General features: G+C 38.2%; 14 protein-coding genes and 1 pseudogene. 5 read left to right on the forward strand and 10 right to left on the reverse strand.

Annotation, left to right across the window (positions count from 1 at the left end; translation table 11 throughout):
- Nucleotides 1-174: 174 nt before the first annotated feature.
- The 8 genes from K6I41_RS12110 to K6I41_RS12150 form a co-directional block, all read right to left on the reverse strand.
- Nucleotides 175-369, reverse strand: coding sequence for a hypothetical protein (locus K6I41_RS12110; RefSeq protein WP_250374417.1), 195 nt, complete (start codon nucleotides 367-369; stop codon nucleotides 175-177).
- 168 nt (nucleotides 370-537) lie between these two features.
- Complete coding sequence (locus tag K6I41_RS12115; RefSeq protein WP_250374418.1) at nucleotides 538-855, reverse strand: hypothetical protein; 318 nt, start codon at nucleotides 853-855, stop codon at nucleotides 538-540.
- Between the two features lie 141 nt (nucleotides 856-996).
- Nucleotides 997-1,701 (reverse strand): PA4824 family protein, encoded by a 705-nt coding sequence (locus K6I41_RS12120; protein WP_250374419.1) that lies wholly within the window; start codon nucleotides 1,699-1,701, stop codon nucleotides 997-999.
- A gap of 284 nt (nucleotides 1,702-1,985) precedes the next feature.
- Nucleotides 1,986-3,281: a serine hydrolase domain-containing protein gene (locus K6I41_RS12125; protein WP_250374420.1), complete on the reverse strand. Its 1,296-nt coding sequence runs from the start codon at nucleotides 3,279-3,281 to the stop codon at nucleotides 1,986-1,988.
- A gap of 11 nt (nucleotides 3,282-3,292) precedes the next feature.
- Nucleotides 3,293-4,459, reverse strand: coding sequence for a carbohydrate porin (locus K6I41_RS12130; protein WP_250374421.1), 1,167 nt, complete (start codon nucleotides 4,457-4,459; stop codon nucleotides 3,293-3,295).
- Nucleotides 4,460-4,777: 318 nt separating this feature from the next.
- Entirely contained in the window at nucleotides 4,778-5,332 is a 555-nt protein-coding gene (locus K6I41_RS12135) for a TetR/AcrR family transcriptional regulator (protein ID WP_250374422.1), read from the reverse strand.
- A gap of 722 nt (nucleotides 5,333-6,054) precedes the next feature.
- Nucleotides 6,055-6,969 carry an alpha/beta hydrolase gene (locus tag K6I41_RS12145; protein ID WP_250374423.1) on the reverse strand — a complete coding sequence of 305 codons (915 nt, stop codon included), beginning with the start codon at nucleotides 6,967-6,969 and terminating at the stop codon, nucleotides 6,055-6,057.
- Nucleotides 6,970-6,993: 24 nt separating this feature from the next.
- Entirely contained in the window at nucleotides 6,994-7,914 is a 921-nt protein-coding gene (locus tag K6I41_RS12150; RefSeq protein ID WP_250374424.1) for an alpha/beta hydrolase, read from the reverse strand.
- Nucleotides 7,915-8,020: 106 nt separating this feature from the next.
- On the opposite strand from K6I41_RS12150, the gene K6I41_RS12155 reads away from it, so the two are divergent.
- Nucleotides 8,021-8,908 carry a LysR family transcriptional regulator gene (locus K6I41_RS12155; RefSeq protein ID WP_191106587.1) on the forward strand — a complete coding sequence of 296 codons (888 nt, stop codon included), beginning with the start codon at nucleotides 8,021-8,023 and terminating at the stop codon, nucleotides 8,906-8,908.
- A gap of 105 nt (nucleotides 8,909-9,013) precedes the next feature.
- Nucleotides 9,014-9,124: pseudogene (locus tag K6I41_RS12160) on the forward strand (HD domain-containing protein); the annotation flags it as partial.
- A gap of 93 nt (nucleotides 9,125-9,217) precedes the next feature.
- On the opposite strand, the gene K6I41_RS12165 reads toward K6I41_RS12160, so the two are convergent.
- Nucleotides 9,218-9,817, reverse strand: coding sequence for a TetR/AcrR family transcriptional regulator (locus K6I41_RS12165; protein ID WP_250374425.1), 600 nt, complete (start codon nucleotides 9,815-9,817; stop codon nucleotides 9,218-9,220).
- A 180-nt stretch (nucleotides 9,818-9,997) separates the two neighbouring features.
- Here K6I41_RS12165 and K6I41_RS12170 point away from each other — a divergent pair, with 180 nt between their 5' ends.
- The 3 genes from K6I41_RS12170 to K6I41_RS12180 are packed head-to-tail and all read left to right on the forward strand — an operon-like array spanning nucleotide 9,998 to nucleotide 12,869.
- Nucleotides 9,998-11,050 (forward strand): sugar phosphate isomerase/epimerase family protein, encoded by a 1,053-nt coding sequence (locus K6I41_RS12170; protein ID WP_224971317.1) that lies wholly within the window; start codon nucleotides 9,998-10,000, stop codon nucleotides 11,048-11,050.
- A gap of 21 nt (nucleotides 11,051-11,071) precedes the next feature.
- Entirely contained in the window at nucleotides 11,072-11,971 is a 900-nt protein-coding gene (locus K6I41_RS12175; RefSeq protein ID WP_250374426.1) for an alpha/beta fold hydrolase, read from the forward strand.
- Nucleotides 11,955-12,869: an alpha/beta hydrolase gene (locus tag K6I41_RS12180; protein WP_250374427.1), complete on the forward strand. Its 915-nt coding sequence runs from the start codon at nucleotides 11,955-11,957 to the stop codon at nucleotides 12,867-12,869. The genes K6I41_RS12175 and K6I41_RS12180 overlap by 17 nt, the downstream gene beginning before the upstream one ends.
- Before the next feature lie 123 nt (nucleotides 12,870-12,992).
- Here the strand turns inward: K6I41_RS12180 and K6I41_RS12185 are convergent, their stop codons facing one another.
- Nucleotides 12,993-14,939 (reverse strand): acid phosphatase, encoded by a 1,947-nt coding sequence (locus K6I41_RS12185; RefSeq protein WP_250374428.1) that lies wholly within the window; start codon nucleotides 14,937-14,939, stop codon nucleotides 12,993-12,995.
- Nucleotides 14,940-15,044 lie beyond the last annotated feature (105 nt).

The following is a 15,044-nucleotide window of genomic DNA, read 5'->3' on the forward strand; positions in this document are numbered from 1 at the left end:
TAATTAAAGGTATCCTTATTGGAGTGCTTTGTAAGTAATTAGAACTTTATGTAAAGTGCACCATAAAAATACCTAAAAAAATTATGGTTTTGATAACTCATCCGCAAAAATGAATGGTTGAATAGAGATAATTAGAAACATTTATTTTCATATTATTTTGACCGTTTGGTAAAATTAATATGTTTTCATCTGTTTATCTCGCGTCACTAAACCTAAAACGGCTCTACGTACTCGTATTTCTTCTTCAGAAAAAGGTAACTGTTCAATGAGTTCCTGAATTGAAAGAAAGTTATTTTCGATCAAGAAGCAGTCTTGCTCTGTGGTCCAAGTGGAAGTGGTTGATTGAGTTGGTTTTAAATAACGTTTCATATTTCCTAGCAGATTTGCCTGCACATATAAAAAGCCTGCCTTTAGAGCAAGCTTAGATTTTACTTTGATCATTATTATAGCAGTTTATAGATCATATGTTCAGTTGATCTTGTAGACACCCCAAATAGGCTTCATAAAAAAGCCCACAGTTTGTGGGCTTTCGAGTAGTTATTTTGCAGCATTTACCCCAACAATAAATTGACTACAATTAGAACCTTCAGATGCGTTACCTAATTGCTTTTCAGAGAATTTGAATTTGGATGCAACTGACTCATAATCTTTTTTAAGGCTTTGACCTGTTAGCTCACCTAGCTCTTTCACTTGTTCTGGCTTCAAGATGCCATGTTCAACTGCTTGGTTTACCATGACACAGGCTGTAGTCATTGCGTCATAACGTGCAGCAGTTTTAGAGTAAACAAGAGCGCCTATTACACCACCAACAATTAAACCAATAATGACCGCTAAAGTTACGTGCATTTTATTCATTTTTTAAATACCTAAAAATCTAACGAAAAAACGAACACTTCAAAAGGATGTGCTCAAGTTCAATTAGGATAGTCGTATTTACATGATATAAAAAGTTAGATTCTGTCACATTTATTGATAGGTTTAGATGCACATAAGCCATTAAGGTAAAAAAGGCTGTGTTAGAAATACAAATCCGACAGAGAAAAAAGCATTATTGTGATGAGACATTTGGTTGCCATAACTCGCGTTTAATTGCACAAGGTCTTTATAGACCATGTATCGAAAACCTGTTTGGTAAAAGGCATCATTTCGGTCATTACCATATACTTCGGCAGTGAGCGTTAATGGATGAGCAAGTTGTGTTCCGGTTCCAATTCCCCACGTAGTTTGATTTTTATGCGTAGTATTTTCACGTAACCAACCAAGGTTGGCATGTATTAAAAACTTATCATCCAATGTAGAAACACTTAAAGGAACGTTGACCGTCCAATCTTTTTTTGAAGAATCTTTAGTATTGATTTGTGTGCCAAAAGAAAAACCAACTCCCCAATCATTCGTTTCTAAAGGTTTTAATAAGGTTTTACCTTGTAAAGTTGCATAACTGACGTGCTCAGCATCATCGTTTAATCTTCCCACACCTACAGCAAATTCAAAATTCCCACCAAAATTACAGGCTGGTGTTGCCCAATATTCTTTGCTGTCAGGGTTATGCTGTGCCCATGTTTCTAGCTGACAAGTTTTTGGCGAAACAAGAGCGGCATCGTCAACAACCATAGGTCGTCCACTATGGCTAGCGTTAGATAATGCGAATAAACAGAAACCAGAAATAAGTGAGCGTTTCTTTAAAGTAAATAACACTGGCATCACTCCCATAAGTCACGGAGCACATGCAAGTACTGCAACCTGTCATGAATAAATGATGGGTTCATAATAGAAATGAAAAGATGGAAATAAAAAACCTCTTCTTGCATCCACAAAAAGAGGTCTGTCAGGACTTCAGTGGATACTTAGACTATTACCGATCGACTACTGTCACTCGAGCAAGTACTCACATTGAAGCTCCTAAAAATTTGTTGGGCGGATTCTAAAATTACCGTTGTTAAATATCAAGTTAAAATTTCATGACAATCTAAGCTATAGAAAACTGCTTATTTTTGCTCGGTAAGATGCTGAGTTACCGCATTAAAAAATAAACTTTTTTCATTATCAAGTTCAGCAGATGGCATTGCAGTTTCCCATGTACTCCACTGCATCATGACAATGTTGTCTTTAGGGTTAATGGCTAACATCTGTCCAAAAATACCCAGTCCCCAGAAAGTTTCATCAGAATTTTGTGTGCTTAATGGCGAACCTTTTTTGGCATGTGAATTCCACCATTGAAAACCATATATGCCTTTTGGGTAGTTTTCTGAGACAGAGCCTTTCGCTTGATTCCATTTGGTCGCTTGGGCTGTCCAACCATCGGGTAACATCTTGTCTCCATTAGAAACACGTCCTTCATTCAATATAAATTGTCCGAAACGCGCATAATCACGTAACGTTGCATTAAACCCATGTCCACCCATGTCAACTTGATTACGGGTATAAGATTGCCAAACACCTTCTCGCTCCATACCTACCCGTTTCCAGACGTTATCTTCTAGGTATTTAGCAATATTTTCATGTGTAGCAGCTTCTAACACTTTACCCACCAGATATGCCCCACCTGTGCTATATGACCATACCGTTCCCGGTTCATATTTCGCTTTAAGGTTTTTCACATTTTTATAGACACAAGCATCTGGATTATTAGCTGCCTCACAGTAAGTCATTTTTGCAAAATCTGAATTTGGATCTTTATAGTTTTCATTCCATTCAACGCCTGATGTATGCTGCAAAAGCTGTTTTAAGGATACTTTTTCCCAAGCAGTTCCTTTTAAATCTGGTAAGTATTGAATGATTGGATCATCTACCGATTTGATTTTACCTTGTTGAATAGCAACTCCAATTAATGTTGCTACAATAGACTTTGCCACTGAACGAGAAGTCCATAAAGTCGTTTCATTGTTCCCTTGTCCGTAATATTCATAAGCAATTTTGCCATCTTTTAATACAATCAGACCTGCAACACTTTGATTTTTTAAGTAGTCATTTAAATTATAATTTTTGCCATCTACCGAGTAATGGATATCCTTATTTTTAATGCTGTTGTTTAGTTTTGGAAGTGCAAGTATGTTCTTCTTATCAGGGTGAAAAACACTGCCATCATAACTACGGAATGTATTTCGAAAACCAATCACCCTTTGTTGTTGTGTCCATGTCAACATATCATGTGGGTCAGGTAATTTTTTATCCACGGTCGTTGGACAGTCCTTTAGTTCCAACTGCTGACAGCTATATTCAGCACAAGCGACACTACTGACGAATAGACCAGTGAACAGTAGGCTCATTTTTGTAATCTTCATCTTTTTTTCCCTTAGTAGAGCTTAATTTGAGTGACTAAACCGACAATCACATTGCTATTGAAGGCTTTTCCTGTAGAGCGGTAGTAGTTATCCGGATTCCAGATGTATTGTACGAATGGGCTTAGAGTCAGACGTTTGTAATTAATATCGGTATCTAAAGAAAGAAAAGAGGTTGTTCTATTATTATTACCATTAATTTTTTCTGTCATTAAAACATAATCATCATTGAGTTGAGACTGACCGAACTTCACACCTAAATGATTTTTACCTTGATTGATTTTGTAGCTTAACCCAAGCTCCCAATAATTTTTATAAGGCTGGTTTTTCTCATCAATATATGAGTAAGCACCAAATACAGTTGGAATATTTTGATTATTAAAATCATGATTAAATCTAAAATTTAATCCATCCGTACCATCATATTTTTCTTGAGTATATGCATTACGATATTCAGAATTATTATAAAAATATAATAACTCTGCTTTAGTATTTTTATCTTTATATCCCATACCATATACTTGGCTGTAACCTAGCTGATGATGAAAGGAAAAATCTAGTCCTTTTTTCTTATAGACATAATCATCTGTGTTGACCTCAAAAACTCCCGCATGCATATAGATATGGTCTGATAAATTATATTTGGCATAACCACCCCAATACGCATAGTTAGTCGGCAATGAACCCATTGCCCCTTTGATCGGGTCAGTACATAACAGGATATTTTGACAATTGTTATAGAGGAAATACCGTCTTAGGTTAGTACGCCCAACGGAAGTATAGAGTTTCTTATCATTCCAATACTTATCCCAAGTCAGCAAACTGAGTTGGGATGAAGCCAAATCATTGGCAGCAATAGCTCCACCAACATAACTTCCTACTCCGCCAAACCAATTGTTTGAGGTATTTAGCTGTGCATCATCATTTAAACCATTAAACACATATTGTGCTTTTAAAACCCCAAAATCCTGACTTTCATTCGCTAATTTAATTTCAGTATTTAAAAACAAACCTGCTGAATTAGTAAAATTGTCATCTACATTACTTTCTTGGCTATACATCGCTAAATCAATAAAATTAGCTGTGAACTTAAAATTATCTTTTAGGCTAATTTCTGCATTTGCACTCATCGTATATAAAAGCACGAGTGTACCTATACATCCTTGTTTAGATATATACATAGAATTCTTTCCTTTAAATATAATTAATCACCTTCCTAGTTTTATATTTTTATAATTAAAAACTTGGCTTAATGATTTTTTCTAGCTCAATATAATATTTATTAACTCTGATAGTTTTTGAATCTCCTCCACCACAAATTAATAAATTATATTTAATAAATATCGATAACTTTAGGCTTACTCATTTATTTCAGTCCCATTTGATAAATCTGATTTCAACATATTTATATTGGCTTGACTTGTGTGCTAATGACATCAATTTTGTCTAAAAATGACATATACCCCTTAAACACTTAGGCTATTAAATAATCAAAAAAATTACCCAAACCCCAACAAAAAATACTCAAGTAACCGCTCTCTTTCATCTGGTTTGTTAGGGTCTAAAAGCTGAACCATTGCCCCATCAATCACAAACAAAAACATGTGTGCATCTTGTTTCGAAGCATTTTCATTCGTTGTTAAAAGCAGATTATAGATTTCATTAATAAACCAATTTCGGTAGTCAACGACCACCTGATAGGCCTTTGGATGCGTTTTCGCAATTTCAAAAATAGCTTTAAAAGGTAAATGGTAAAGCCCTTCTAAGTCGGCATGTAAAAAGTAAAGCTTGCGCAGTTTTTCAACTAGGGTTAATTCTTTTTGAATATGAATGATTGAAATCACTTCTTGTTTAAGGCCATCTGTTTGAAAGGTTAAGCTCATTTGAATTAGCCTTTCTTTTGAGTGAAAGTAGTTATAAAAAGTCGCTTTTGGGATTTTTGCCGACTCAACAATTCGGTCTACCCCAACATTGTGAAAGCCGTATTTATTAAAAAGATAGCGGGAAGTGTGTAGTACGCTTAAAGCACGAAATGGGAGATCTGAATGTGGCATATTTTTACCGTTATAAAAAATTATTGTTGTATATAAATGAGATATAAAAAACCGTTGCCATTTTCGGGAGAAAAAAAGGCATAGCAAAGCCCGTAAAGACTGTGCTTGGCACATCTCAAGTTTTATTGTTGATTAAGTTTTTTGGTTAAGACGATTTAAAGCCTGAAAAGCTTATTAGCGATCAAACTGCTTTAAATGTTTAAGTTGTGTCGTTATAGCTTTTGGCAAAGGTTGCCAAGAAATAATGGATGTGCAAAGCCAACTCCTTTTTATTGGGAGTTCTGCCAGACATTAAATTTATGGTGGCAGAACGGAAGAGGGTTAGCAGACTGGTGAAAGATATAACCAGCACACCCGAAGGTGTCCCTCTCCCGTCCTACCGCTACGGGAGGAGACTAGGAGTTTACACATAAGAGTATCCCTCAGACGGAATAACTCTGATGCGATCTTTCATCACGGTCTGCTAAAACCGACTGGCAATGTGGCCAGCAGGCAAAGGATAGTGCCCAACCTTTTTACAGTCAAGCACGCAAAATGACATTTGTTTTAAAAATAGATCATTAAAAAGTAAGGATAAATAATGAATAAGATATTGTTAAAGTTTGGTTTATAAATGGGTATTTTCTGTCTAAAGCAATATTGTTCTTTCAATAAAATGAGCAAATTCCGCTTAAATAATAAAAGCCCATTAACGGGCTTTTATTAAATGAATAGTAGTAATTTTATAATTTCATTTTAAAGAAATCAGCAAGTACGTCCGAAGCTTCATTTACATATTTAGGAATGTCATATAACTCCATGTGGTTTGAACCTTCAACAATATGTAAAGTTTTATCCTGACTTGCAGCGCGCTGAATTAGGTCTTCACTCATCCATTTACTACCTGCAACACTTCCAGCAATTGCAATTAATGGTTGAGTTAAGAAAGCTTCGGCTTTGTTATAAGCATCGTAAGTAATAATTTGAGTTAAGCTACGGGCGGTTGCAACCCCTGGTGAGTTAGGGTGCTCAGCTCTTGGCGTATGGTAATATTCCCACGCCTGACGAAGCTCTTCATTTGGTGCATCTTCTTCTTTTAAAGGTGCAAGCGGAATGGTTGCAACATTTCCACTATTTGCATCTGCTGTACGCGCATCTGAACCCGCTTGGATGTATGGAATAGCATCTGCATCTTTAACTGTGTTTTCCCAACCATTTCTGAACATAGAACCGATATTCACTGCGCTTACCGTACCTACTGCTTTAATACGGCGGTCATTGATTGCAGCATTTGCGGCATAACCACCGCCCGCGCAAATACCCATCGCCCCAATACGGTTTTCATCGACATAGCTTAATGTGGTTAAATAATCAATCACGGCACTAATGTCTTCTGTGCGAATGTAAGGGTTTTCTAACTGGCGAGGTAAACCTGTGCTTTCGCCCTGAAAACTTGCATCAAATGCAATTGCAATAAAACCTTGTTCAGCAAGCTTGGACGCATACAAACCTGCGGTCTGCTCTTTTACGCCTCCACCCGGATGAGCAACAACAATTGCTACGTACTTTTGTGTTTCATCAAAGTTTGATGGATAGTGAATATTCGCTGCAATGGTAATATCTTGACCATTTGAATTTTGAAATTTAACTGTATTCATGGTTAGCTCCTTTATAGGCTTAACTTAGATATTCTTTTGAAAAAATGGGATGAGTTTTGCTAATGCTTGTGCCACTGGTTCAGGTTTGTCATATAAATCGTAGTGAGACCAACCTTCTACAATCACAAGCTCTTTATTTTGCGAACGTGCTCGACCATAGATTTCCAAACTGTCTCGATATGAACCAAAACCACCAACCTTATCACCTGCAATCAGTAATAAAGGCTGTGTAAGTAATACTTCAGCTAGGTGAAATGCATCCCAACCGATTGCCACAGCCGAATGCGAAAATAATGTTTTAGCAACACCATTTGGTTGATAGCCACGATCTGTTTTGTAATAGTCAGTTGCTTCTAGTACATCAATGTCTGTTATTCCAGCCGCTTTGGCTTCTTCAACTGCACTTGGCAGTAAATCATCAACTCTTCTTGTTTCTCCGCGAGCTTCGGCAGTACGTTGTTTTGCAATAAGCTCTAATTTCTCTAAAGGATTCCAGTTGCTAAAGCCTTCTCTGGATAAGCGACCAAAATTTACGGCGTCTACTGTAGCAACTGCCTTAATCCGTTTTTCAGTCATGGCAACATTGAGTGCATAGCCACCGCCGCCGCAAATTCCTAATACGCCAATTCGGTTTTCATCGACATAGTTAAGCGTCATCAAATAATCAGTCACTAAACGGAAGTCTTCTACACGAAGTACCGGATTTTCTGTTGAACGTGGTTCACCGCCACTTTCACCCTGAAAACTTGCATCAAATGCAATCACAATAAAGCCAGCTTTTGCTAATGCTGCACCGTATACATTTCCAGAGGTTTGTTCTTTACAGCTTCCGATTGGGTGTCCACTAATAATTGCTGGGTATTGAATACTTTCATCAAAATTTTCTGGGAAATGAAGATTTGCTGCGATTTCCCAATAAGGTGCTTTGATTTTTACATTTTTCATTGTTGACTCACCTGTGTTGAACTTCATGAAAAACATAGTAACAAGCAAAGATTAGTCTGATTAGATGCTATAATCTGATCGTAACTATTAGTAGAACTTATGAATCATGAAAATTAATCTGAATGATTTAAAAACATTTTCTGAAGTAGTAAAAACTAAAAATTTTACGAAAGCTGCGGCATATATGGGTGTTACCCAATCGGCTGTAAGCCAGAGTATTAATAATCTTGAAGCACAGTTAGGAATAAAGTTATTAAACCGTTCTACCCGTAGTCTCACCCTTACAGAAGCAGGTTCGCGCCTTATTGAGCTTGTTGGTCAAAATATTGAAAATATCGACTTAGGCATAGAACAAATTAGCTCGATGAAAGACCTGCCAAGTGGTCATGTGCGTATTTCTGCCGATGCATTTACCATTAAGTATTATTTATGGCCAAAGCTTAAAAAGCTTGTAAAACAATATCCCGATATATCTTTGGAACTGACTTCCGAAAACAGACGAATTGATATTGCAAAAGAAGGATATGATGCTGGGGTACGTGTTGGAAACTTGGTAGAAAAAGATTTAATTGCGGTTCCAATTAGTAAAGAAATTCCCTTCCGATTGGTCGCTTCACCTGAATATTTAGAAAAGTACGGAACGCCGCAATCTATAGACGATCTAAAAAAGCACAAAGGCATCTATATCCGTCTTTTAACAGATAACTCTTTAATGGCATGGGAATTTAAAGATAAAAATAAAAGTGTATTTTTTAGAGGCCCCGTTCAACTGGTCATGACCAGTTTAGATGAAATGCTTGATGCTGTACTTGATGGTTGCGCAGTAGCTTATTTGCCCTACTTTCTAGTGAAACCAGCTTTAGAAGAAAAAAAGTTAGTAAGTTTATTAGACCAACACGCTGTTACCTTACCTCCTTTTTACTTGTTTTATACGAGCCGTCGGTTAATGTCCCCTGCCTTTAAAATTGTTAAAGATACGTTGAGTGAAATATAAAGCTTAAAATCCTTAAGGAGTAAGTGTAAATCTAACTTTGCCATTTACTCCGCCCTATTTTACTACCGTCATTGTTCAGTACTAAAACTCAACTTATAACACCGTAAATTTAAAGCTAAAGAACATCGCTTTGATGAGAAGAAAATTGAAGTTATTAAAAATACCATGTACTTACATATGAATGGCTATATAGATGATTCTGAACCAACAAAAATCCTAGGTTCGATTAATTAAAAACTCAATATAAGGCAGATCTCTTATATTTGGAGTTCTGTTATTACACTACGGATCAGATAAATGCTTAATTAATTAAGCATTTACAACATATTGATCTAGATTTTTTAATGCAAAATGAATCACATGAGAAAGCTCTTCTTGCGAATATCCATCTCTTGCTTGAACAGATAGCCCATGAAGAACAAGCGCGTAATATTGCCCTAAAGTTTTAGGGTCTGCATCTGTGACCAATTGACCGTCTGATTTTGCCTGAACAAATCGGTCGACCAGACTTTGGCCCCGTGCAATACGTTGTGCTTTCATCCAGTCTAAAACAGCTTGGTTTTCTTCACCTAGCACACTGGCTGCCGACACGACCATGCACCCATAGGAATGGTTGGTTTGCGTGTAAAGCGTTAGTGCATCTTGAAATAATTGGTTGATTGCATCCTTAATATTTTTTTGCTTTAAAGCATTTAGCGCGAAATTACCTTCGTTCTTTTCATAGTGATTTACGGCTTCTCTAAACAAGGCCTCTTTTGAGCCAAACGCTTTATAAATTCGAGCTGAGGCAATCCCCAAAATCTCAACTAAATCTGACATGGATGTGCCTTCATAGCCGTGAAGCCAGAAAAAATCTCTCGCTTTTACGAGGGCTTCTTCTCGATCAAACTCTCTTGGTCTGCCAGCCATAATGACCCTTTATCAAACTTAGTACGTGTTTTCATTATTATTCGAAAAAAATATTTTCACAAATAAATCAATGAGATTTATTCAAAATAGTCCTGTTTTATTTTGATTTTCAAATAAAAAGTTGTTTTTATCAAAAATTAAGCCTATTGTTTGTCGATCGACAACCAATTAGGTTTTATTATGAAAACCATCAAAGGCCCAAGTATTCATCTTGCTCAATTTAGTGATGATGTTTTCCCGTTTAACCGTCTAGAAGATATTGCTGCTTGGGTAGCAAACCAAGGCTTTGAAGCGGTACAACTTCCTGCTTGGGATAAGCGTTTATTTGATGTCAATTTGGCAGCAGAAAGCCAAGATTATTGCGATGAAATATTAGGTACTTTAAACAATCATGGCTTAAAAATTAGTGAGTTAACGACTCATATTTTTGGGCAATTAATGGCTGTGCACCCTGCTTATGACTCAATGTGCGATAACTTTGCCCCCTCTCATTTGCATGGTAATTCAGCAGCTAGAACCGAGTGGGCAAAACAACAAATGCTCGCTTCAATTCAGGCATCTGCACGCTTAGGTCTTAAAGATATGGGGACATTTTCAGGCTCTTTGGCTTGGCCTTATGTATTTCCATTTCCTCAAAGACCGTCAGGACTCATCGAAACGGCGTTTGATGAATTGGCGCGTCGTTGGCTTCCTATTTTGAATGCTTGTGATGAACAAGACGTAAACCTTTGCTACGAAATTCACCCCGGTGAAGATTTGCATGACGGCATTACATTTGAAATGTTTTTAGAGCGGACTCACAACCACCCACGTTGCCATATTCTTTTTGACCCAAGCCATTTTGTTTTGCAGCAACTGAACTATCTGGAATATATCGATATCTATAAAGATTTCATTCGCATGTTTCATGTTAAAGATGCTGAATTTAATCCAACAGGCCGCCAAGGGATGTACAGCGGCTATCAAAGCTGGGGAAATCGAGCGGGTCGATTCCGTTCTACGGGTGATGGTCAAGTTGACTTTAAAGCGATTTTTTCCAAGTTAGCGCATTACGACTACGAAGGCTGGGCAACGTTGGAGTGGGAATGCTGCCTGAAAAATAAAGATGATGGCGCACGCGAAGGTGCCGAGTTTATTAAGCAAAATATTATTCATGTTACCGATAAAGTGTTTGATGACTTTGCTGCTGCCCCTGTGAATCAGACTCAAATTAATCAGTTATTAGGTATTTAAGGAATCGTAAGAGAACTCAACATGAAAACTCAATTATTCAATGAAAACTCACATAACGAATTCCAACATCATTACATTTACATCGAGAGTAAAAAATTACACTACGTGACCTTAGGGGAAGGTCCAGTTGTATTACTGATTCCGGGTTGGCCGCAAACATGGTACGCGTGGCACAAAGTCATGCTTGAACTGGCAAAACAAGGTTATCAAGCCATCGCTGTTGATTTACCCGGAACAGGAAATTCAGCTCCACTGGATGGAAGTTACGATACGGGGCGCATCGCTAAAATTTTATCGATGCTCATGACTCAACTTGAATATCCAACTTATTCGGTTGTTGGTCATGATATTGGGATGTGGGTTGCCTATGCACTTGCATCTGACTTTCCTGAGTCAGTGACTCGTCTTGCGGTAACAGAAGCAGTGATTCCCGGTTTAGCGCCCGCACCTCCTATTTTTGTTGAGCCGAGTGAAAATATCTTTCTTTGGCACTTCATGTTTAACCAAACCCTTGACTTACCCGAAGCCTTAATCGCGGGCCGCGAAGATACTTATTTAAATTATATGTTTGATAAATGGTCGTGGCACAAAGATAAAGTGGCAACTGAAACTTATATTGAAGCCTATAAAATTCCAGGTCGTTTAACGGCGGGTTTTAATTATTATCGCTCTATTCCCGAGACCATACGTCAAAATAAAATCAGAGAAACGAAAAGTTTAGACATGCCAGTTTTAGCCATAGGCGCTGAACATGCCACAAACAATGCGCCTTATGAAACCATGAAAAAGGTTTCACCGCATTTAACCAGTGCGATTGTAAAAGACTGCGGTCATTTCATTATGGAAGAACAGTCAGAAATATTCAGTTCACTCATTTTAGATTTTTTGCAGCAGGAAAAAAGCGATGCCTCTACTTGCTGAAATTGAAAGCTGGCTTAAGTCCAGACCAACCACACAGGCTGTAAATTCGTTAAAAGAACTTAGGGAGCAAGTAAACAAAGACATTATTGATCAGCAAGGCATTCAGCATGATGCAAGCTATCAACAAAGTTTTCATGTTGCTGTTTCAGATGGTGCCGAAATTGAAGTGCGTGTTTATGTTCCCTATTCACTCGAAAACACTGAGCAACGGCCTGCTTTAGTTTTTGCACATGGTGGAGGTTGGTGTCTGGGAAGTTTAGACGCATGGAATCGCTCATGTCGGTTATTAGCAGAATCAACTCAACAGGTTGTATTTTCTGTGGACTATCGCTTGGCTCCAGAGTTTAAGTTTCCAACTCCTCTAAATGATTTTTTTACAACATTACGCTATATCCATGAACATGCTTCACTATTTGGAATTGACTCAAACCGTATAGCTGTAGGCGGAGATAGTGCAGGCGCAAACATAGCTGCCGCTGCATGTCTAATGGCAAAACAACACCCAGAAATTAAGGTAAGCCATCAACTTCTTTTCTACCCAGCCTTAGATGCCACGATGAGTAGCAAATCTTATGACCAATACACTGAAGGTTATGGTTTGGAGTCATCCACAATGGTTTATTGTTGGGATCAATATGTGCAAGATGAAAGTGAAAAACAGAATGAACTTGTAAGTCCGTTACTCGCTCAGTCTTTAGATGGACTGCCAGATGCAACGATTTTTGTGTGTGAATATGACCCTGTTCGGGAGGATGGTGAAAGATATGCTCAAAAACTGTGGGATGCGGGTATTCAGGTGAACTTTCATGTGTTAGAAGGAATGATTCACGGTGCGATTCACATGCTGGCAATTAGCCCCGAAAAGGTAAAATCGATCTATCGTAAAGTTCAGATATAGATAGATTTATTTCCATTATTTAAGCATTTCGGTTAGTCGGACCACTCTTCAAAATTGTTTAATTAAACATTTGGAGTGGCCCAACTTACTTTTAACTATGGATATTGGTTATCCAAGTTCTGCTTATGACACCGTAAACTTAACGCTATTATTTTGATAAATTGGCGTTATATCTTTGCCATTAAGTGTCACTTTTTTATAGGTGCCTTGGACTTTTTTAGCAGATAACACCGTATAAGTTCCCGCCGCTAAATTGTCTTTTGTGACGAGCTGCAATGTTCCATTTAAAGTAAGCGTATTTGCCACCTGAACTGCTGGAAGTACATTCGATTTAAACGTGATGTTGAATGTGGTTCCTGCAAGCTGAGTTAAATTACCCGCAATAGTAACTGTTTTAGCTGAGTTGGTTTTTAATAGGCTATTTTCATGCATGTAAATATCGCCTTGACCAGCACCATGTTCAGACAATATTTCTAAACCACCCTGCTTTAAATCAATACCGCCAGTAAATGTGTTATTTCCTGTCAGTGCTAAAGTTCCTGTACCTGATTTGGTCAGTTTCCCAGCACCCGTAATATCATTACTCCACTGATCATATTGATTAAAGCCACCTAAACTCGCATCCATGGTCAGATTAACATCGCCATCAAAACTGCCATAACCTGCACCCGCTCTAAACAAGTTTAAACGGCCATAACCTTCTACGTCATCCATGACTGGGTAACCCGAGGCAAGTGCAGTTGATTTCAAAACCACACGGCGCTGGTCGGCTGTTAAATAAGGAAGTCGAGTTTCCAACAAAACCTCTGCACCTTTAGGCACTGTTGCTATTTTTGTTTTATCGCCAATTTGGTTAAAACCATAGGTCATCCAGTGATTCACCTGCTGTTTTAATTTTTCAAGATCGGCGAAACGGTCATTTGTGTCATAAGGTGTTTTGGCCAAACTATAAAATGATTCAAACGTTGAACTATTGGTCTCTTTCATGAGCTGTGTTTGAGCTTGTAGATAAGCTTCTTTTCGTTGCTCGGCAGTCATGGCATTTAAGTTTGCAACATCTGCGGCAATTGATTGAAGTCGTCCGCCAATCACGTCCATCGCTGAATGCATGCCCGCAATAATACGTGAATCACCAAGGTCCATACCGCGAGCAACCAGTTCCTGATAACGCTGCGGCACTAAATACGCCATCGCAATTGCATTTCGGCCAGCTTCGGCGGTGTGCCCACTTGGGAAACCGCCGTCAGTTGCAGGAGTACTACTTTTAGCAGATTCTAAGCTAGGTACAACAATGACTTCTGAACTCCAGCGCCACGGACGAGCATATTTATAAAAACGTTTTGCTGACTCTGTCGATGAGTTATTCCCCATCGCTTGAACAAACTCAACGACTTTTCCAAAGTTAGCATTGCCATCTTCCGTGGTTAGTCCACTATTATTGCCTTTGTCATCGTATTTTACTTGTGCAGCATCGGCTGGCACCGAATTAATTGTGGTGGTCTGCCCAGTGAGTTTTCTCCACGGATCGGTTAGCGCTCCCATCCCTGTCGTTACGCTATAACTTTTTCCGCGTCTATCATCTAAATAGGCCCGAATAGCTTCTTCATCTGTACGTTTCTGCGTAGTTTGAATTGAATAATTAATGTTGTAGTTCAATACATCTACATTCTTTTTTGTACCGTCCGTACTGTCGCCGGGTAAACCTGTCCAGTTTGATGCGACTACTGCCGGAAAACCATCTCTTGCCTCAGCAGATTGGCCTGCATCGACAAATAAACTCGAAGGCGTCCATACATCTAAAAAGCCGCTCAGCACACGTACGCCAGCATTTGTTTCAACCGTGGCATATCTTGCATCACCACGTTGATTGGTCATCCACGAATCTACAATGGTGGTGATATTCGATGGAACTGGAGCAGTATCTTCAAAACCTACGCCTTTGGGTGCTGCGGGTATTTCTTGGTTTGCTGTCGAATTATCATCTGAGCTATTACTGTCATTACACCCCGTAAAAAAGACCGAACAAGAAATAAGAGAAAGTAAAAGTGTATTTATTTTAAAGCTTGACATGGTGTGATCCGTTTAATAAATATCCATATCTTTCACCATGAATGTTTAGCTGTTATTACATATTTGAAATTAATTTAAATTTTTCTAAACAATCCTAACTCTCTT

Origin of the sequence: Acinetobacter sp. AS23, from assembly GCF_023612055.1 — a bacterium.
Lineage (GTDB): Bacteria > Pseudomonadota > Gammaproteobacteria > Pseudomonadales > Moraxellaceae > Acinetobacter > Acinetobacter oleivorans.

Excerpts from the sequence above, each read along its gene's own strand:
- K6I41_RS12110 (WP_250374417.1), bottom strand. The coding sequence starts at position 369 with ATGAAACGTTATTTAAAACCAACTCAATCAACCACTTCCACTTGGACC.
- K6I41_RS12115 (WP_250374418.1), bottom strand. The coding sequence starts at position 855 with ATGAATAAAATGCACGTAACTTTAGCGGTCATTATTGGTTTAATTGTT.
- K6I41_RS12120 (WP_250374419.1), bottom strand. The coding sequence starts at position 1,701 with ATGCCAGTGTTATTTACTTTAAAGAAACGCTCACTTATTTCTGGTTTC.
- K6I41_RS12125 (WP_250374420.1), bottom strand. The coding sequence starts at position 3,281 with ATGAAGATTACAAAAATGAGCCTACTGTTCACTGGTCTATTCGTCAGT.
- K6I41_RS12130 (WP_250374421.1), bottom strand. The coding sequence starts at position 4,459 with ATGTATATATCTAAACAAGGATGTATAGGTACACTCGTGCTTTTATAT.
- K6I41_RS12135 (WP_250374422.1), bottom strand. The coding sequence starts at position 5,332 with ATGCCACATTCAGATCTCCCATTTCGTGCTTTAAGCGTACTACACACT.
- K6I41_RS12145 (WP_250374423.1), bottom strand. The coding sequence starts at position 6,969 with ATGAATACAGTTAAATTTCAAAATTCAAATGGTCAAGATATTACCATT.
- K6I41_RS12150 (WP_250374424.1), bottom strand. The coding sequence starts at position 7,914 with ATGAAAAATGTAAAAATCAAAGCACCTTATTGGGAAATCGCAGCAAAT.
- K6I41_RS12155 (WP_191106587.1), top strand. The coding sequence starts at position 8,021 with ATGAAAATTAATCTGAATGATTTAAAAACATTTTCTGAAGTAGTAAAA.
- K6I41_RS12165 (WP_250374425.1), bottom strand. The coding sequence starts at position 9,817 with ATGGCTGGCAGACCAAGAGAGTTTGATCGAGAAGAAGCCCTCGTAAAA.
- K6I41_RS12170 (WP_224971317.1), top strand. The coding sequence starts at position 9,998 with ATGAAAACCATCAAAGGCCCAAGTATTCATCTTGCTCAATTTAGTGAT.
- K6I41_RS12175 (WP_250374426.1), top strand. The coding sequence starts at position 11,072 with ATGAAAACTCAATTATTCAATGAAAACTCACATAACGAATTCCAACAT.
- K6I41_RS12180 (WP_250374427.1), top strand. The coding sequence starts at position 11,955 with ATGCCTCTACTTGCTGAAATTGAAAGCTGGCTTAAGTCCAGACCAACC.
- K6I41_RS12185 (WP_250374428.1), bottom strand. The coding sequence starts at position 14,939 with ATGTCAAGCTTTAAAATAAATACACTTTTACTTTCTCTTATTTCTTGT.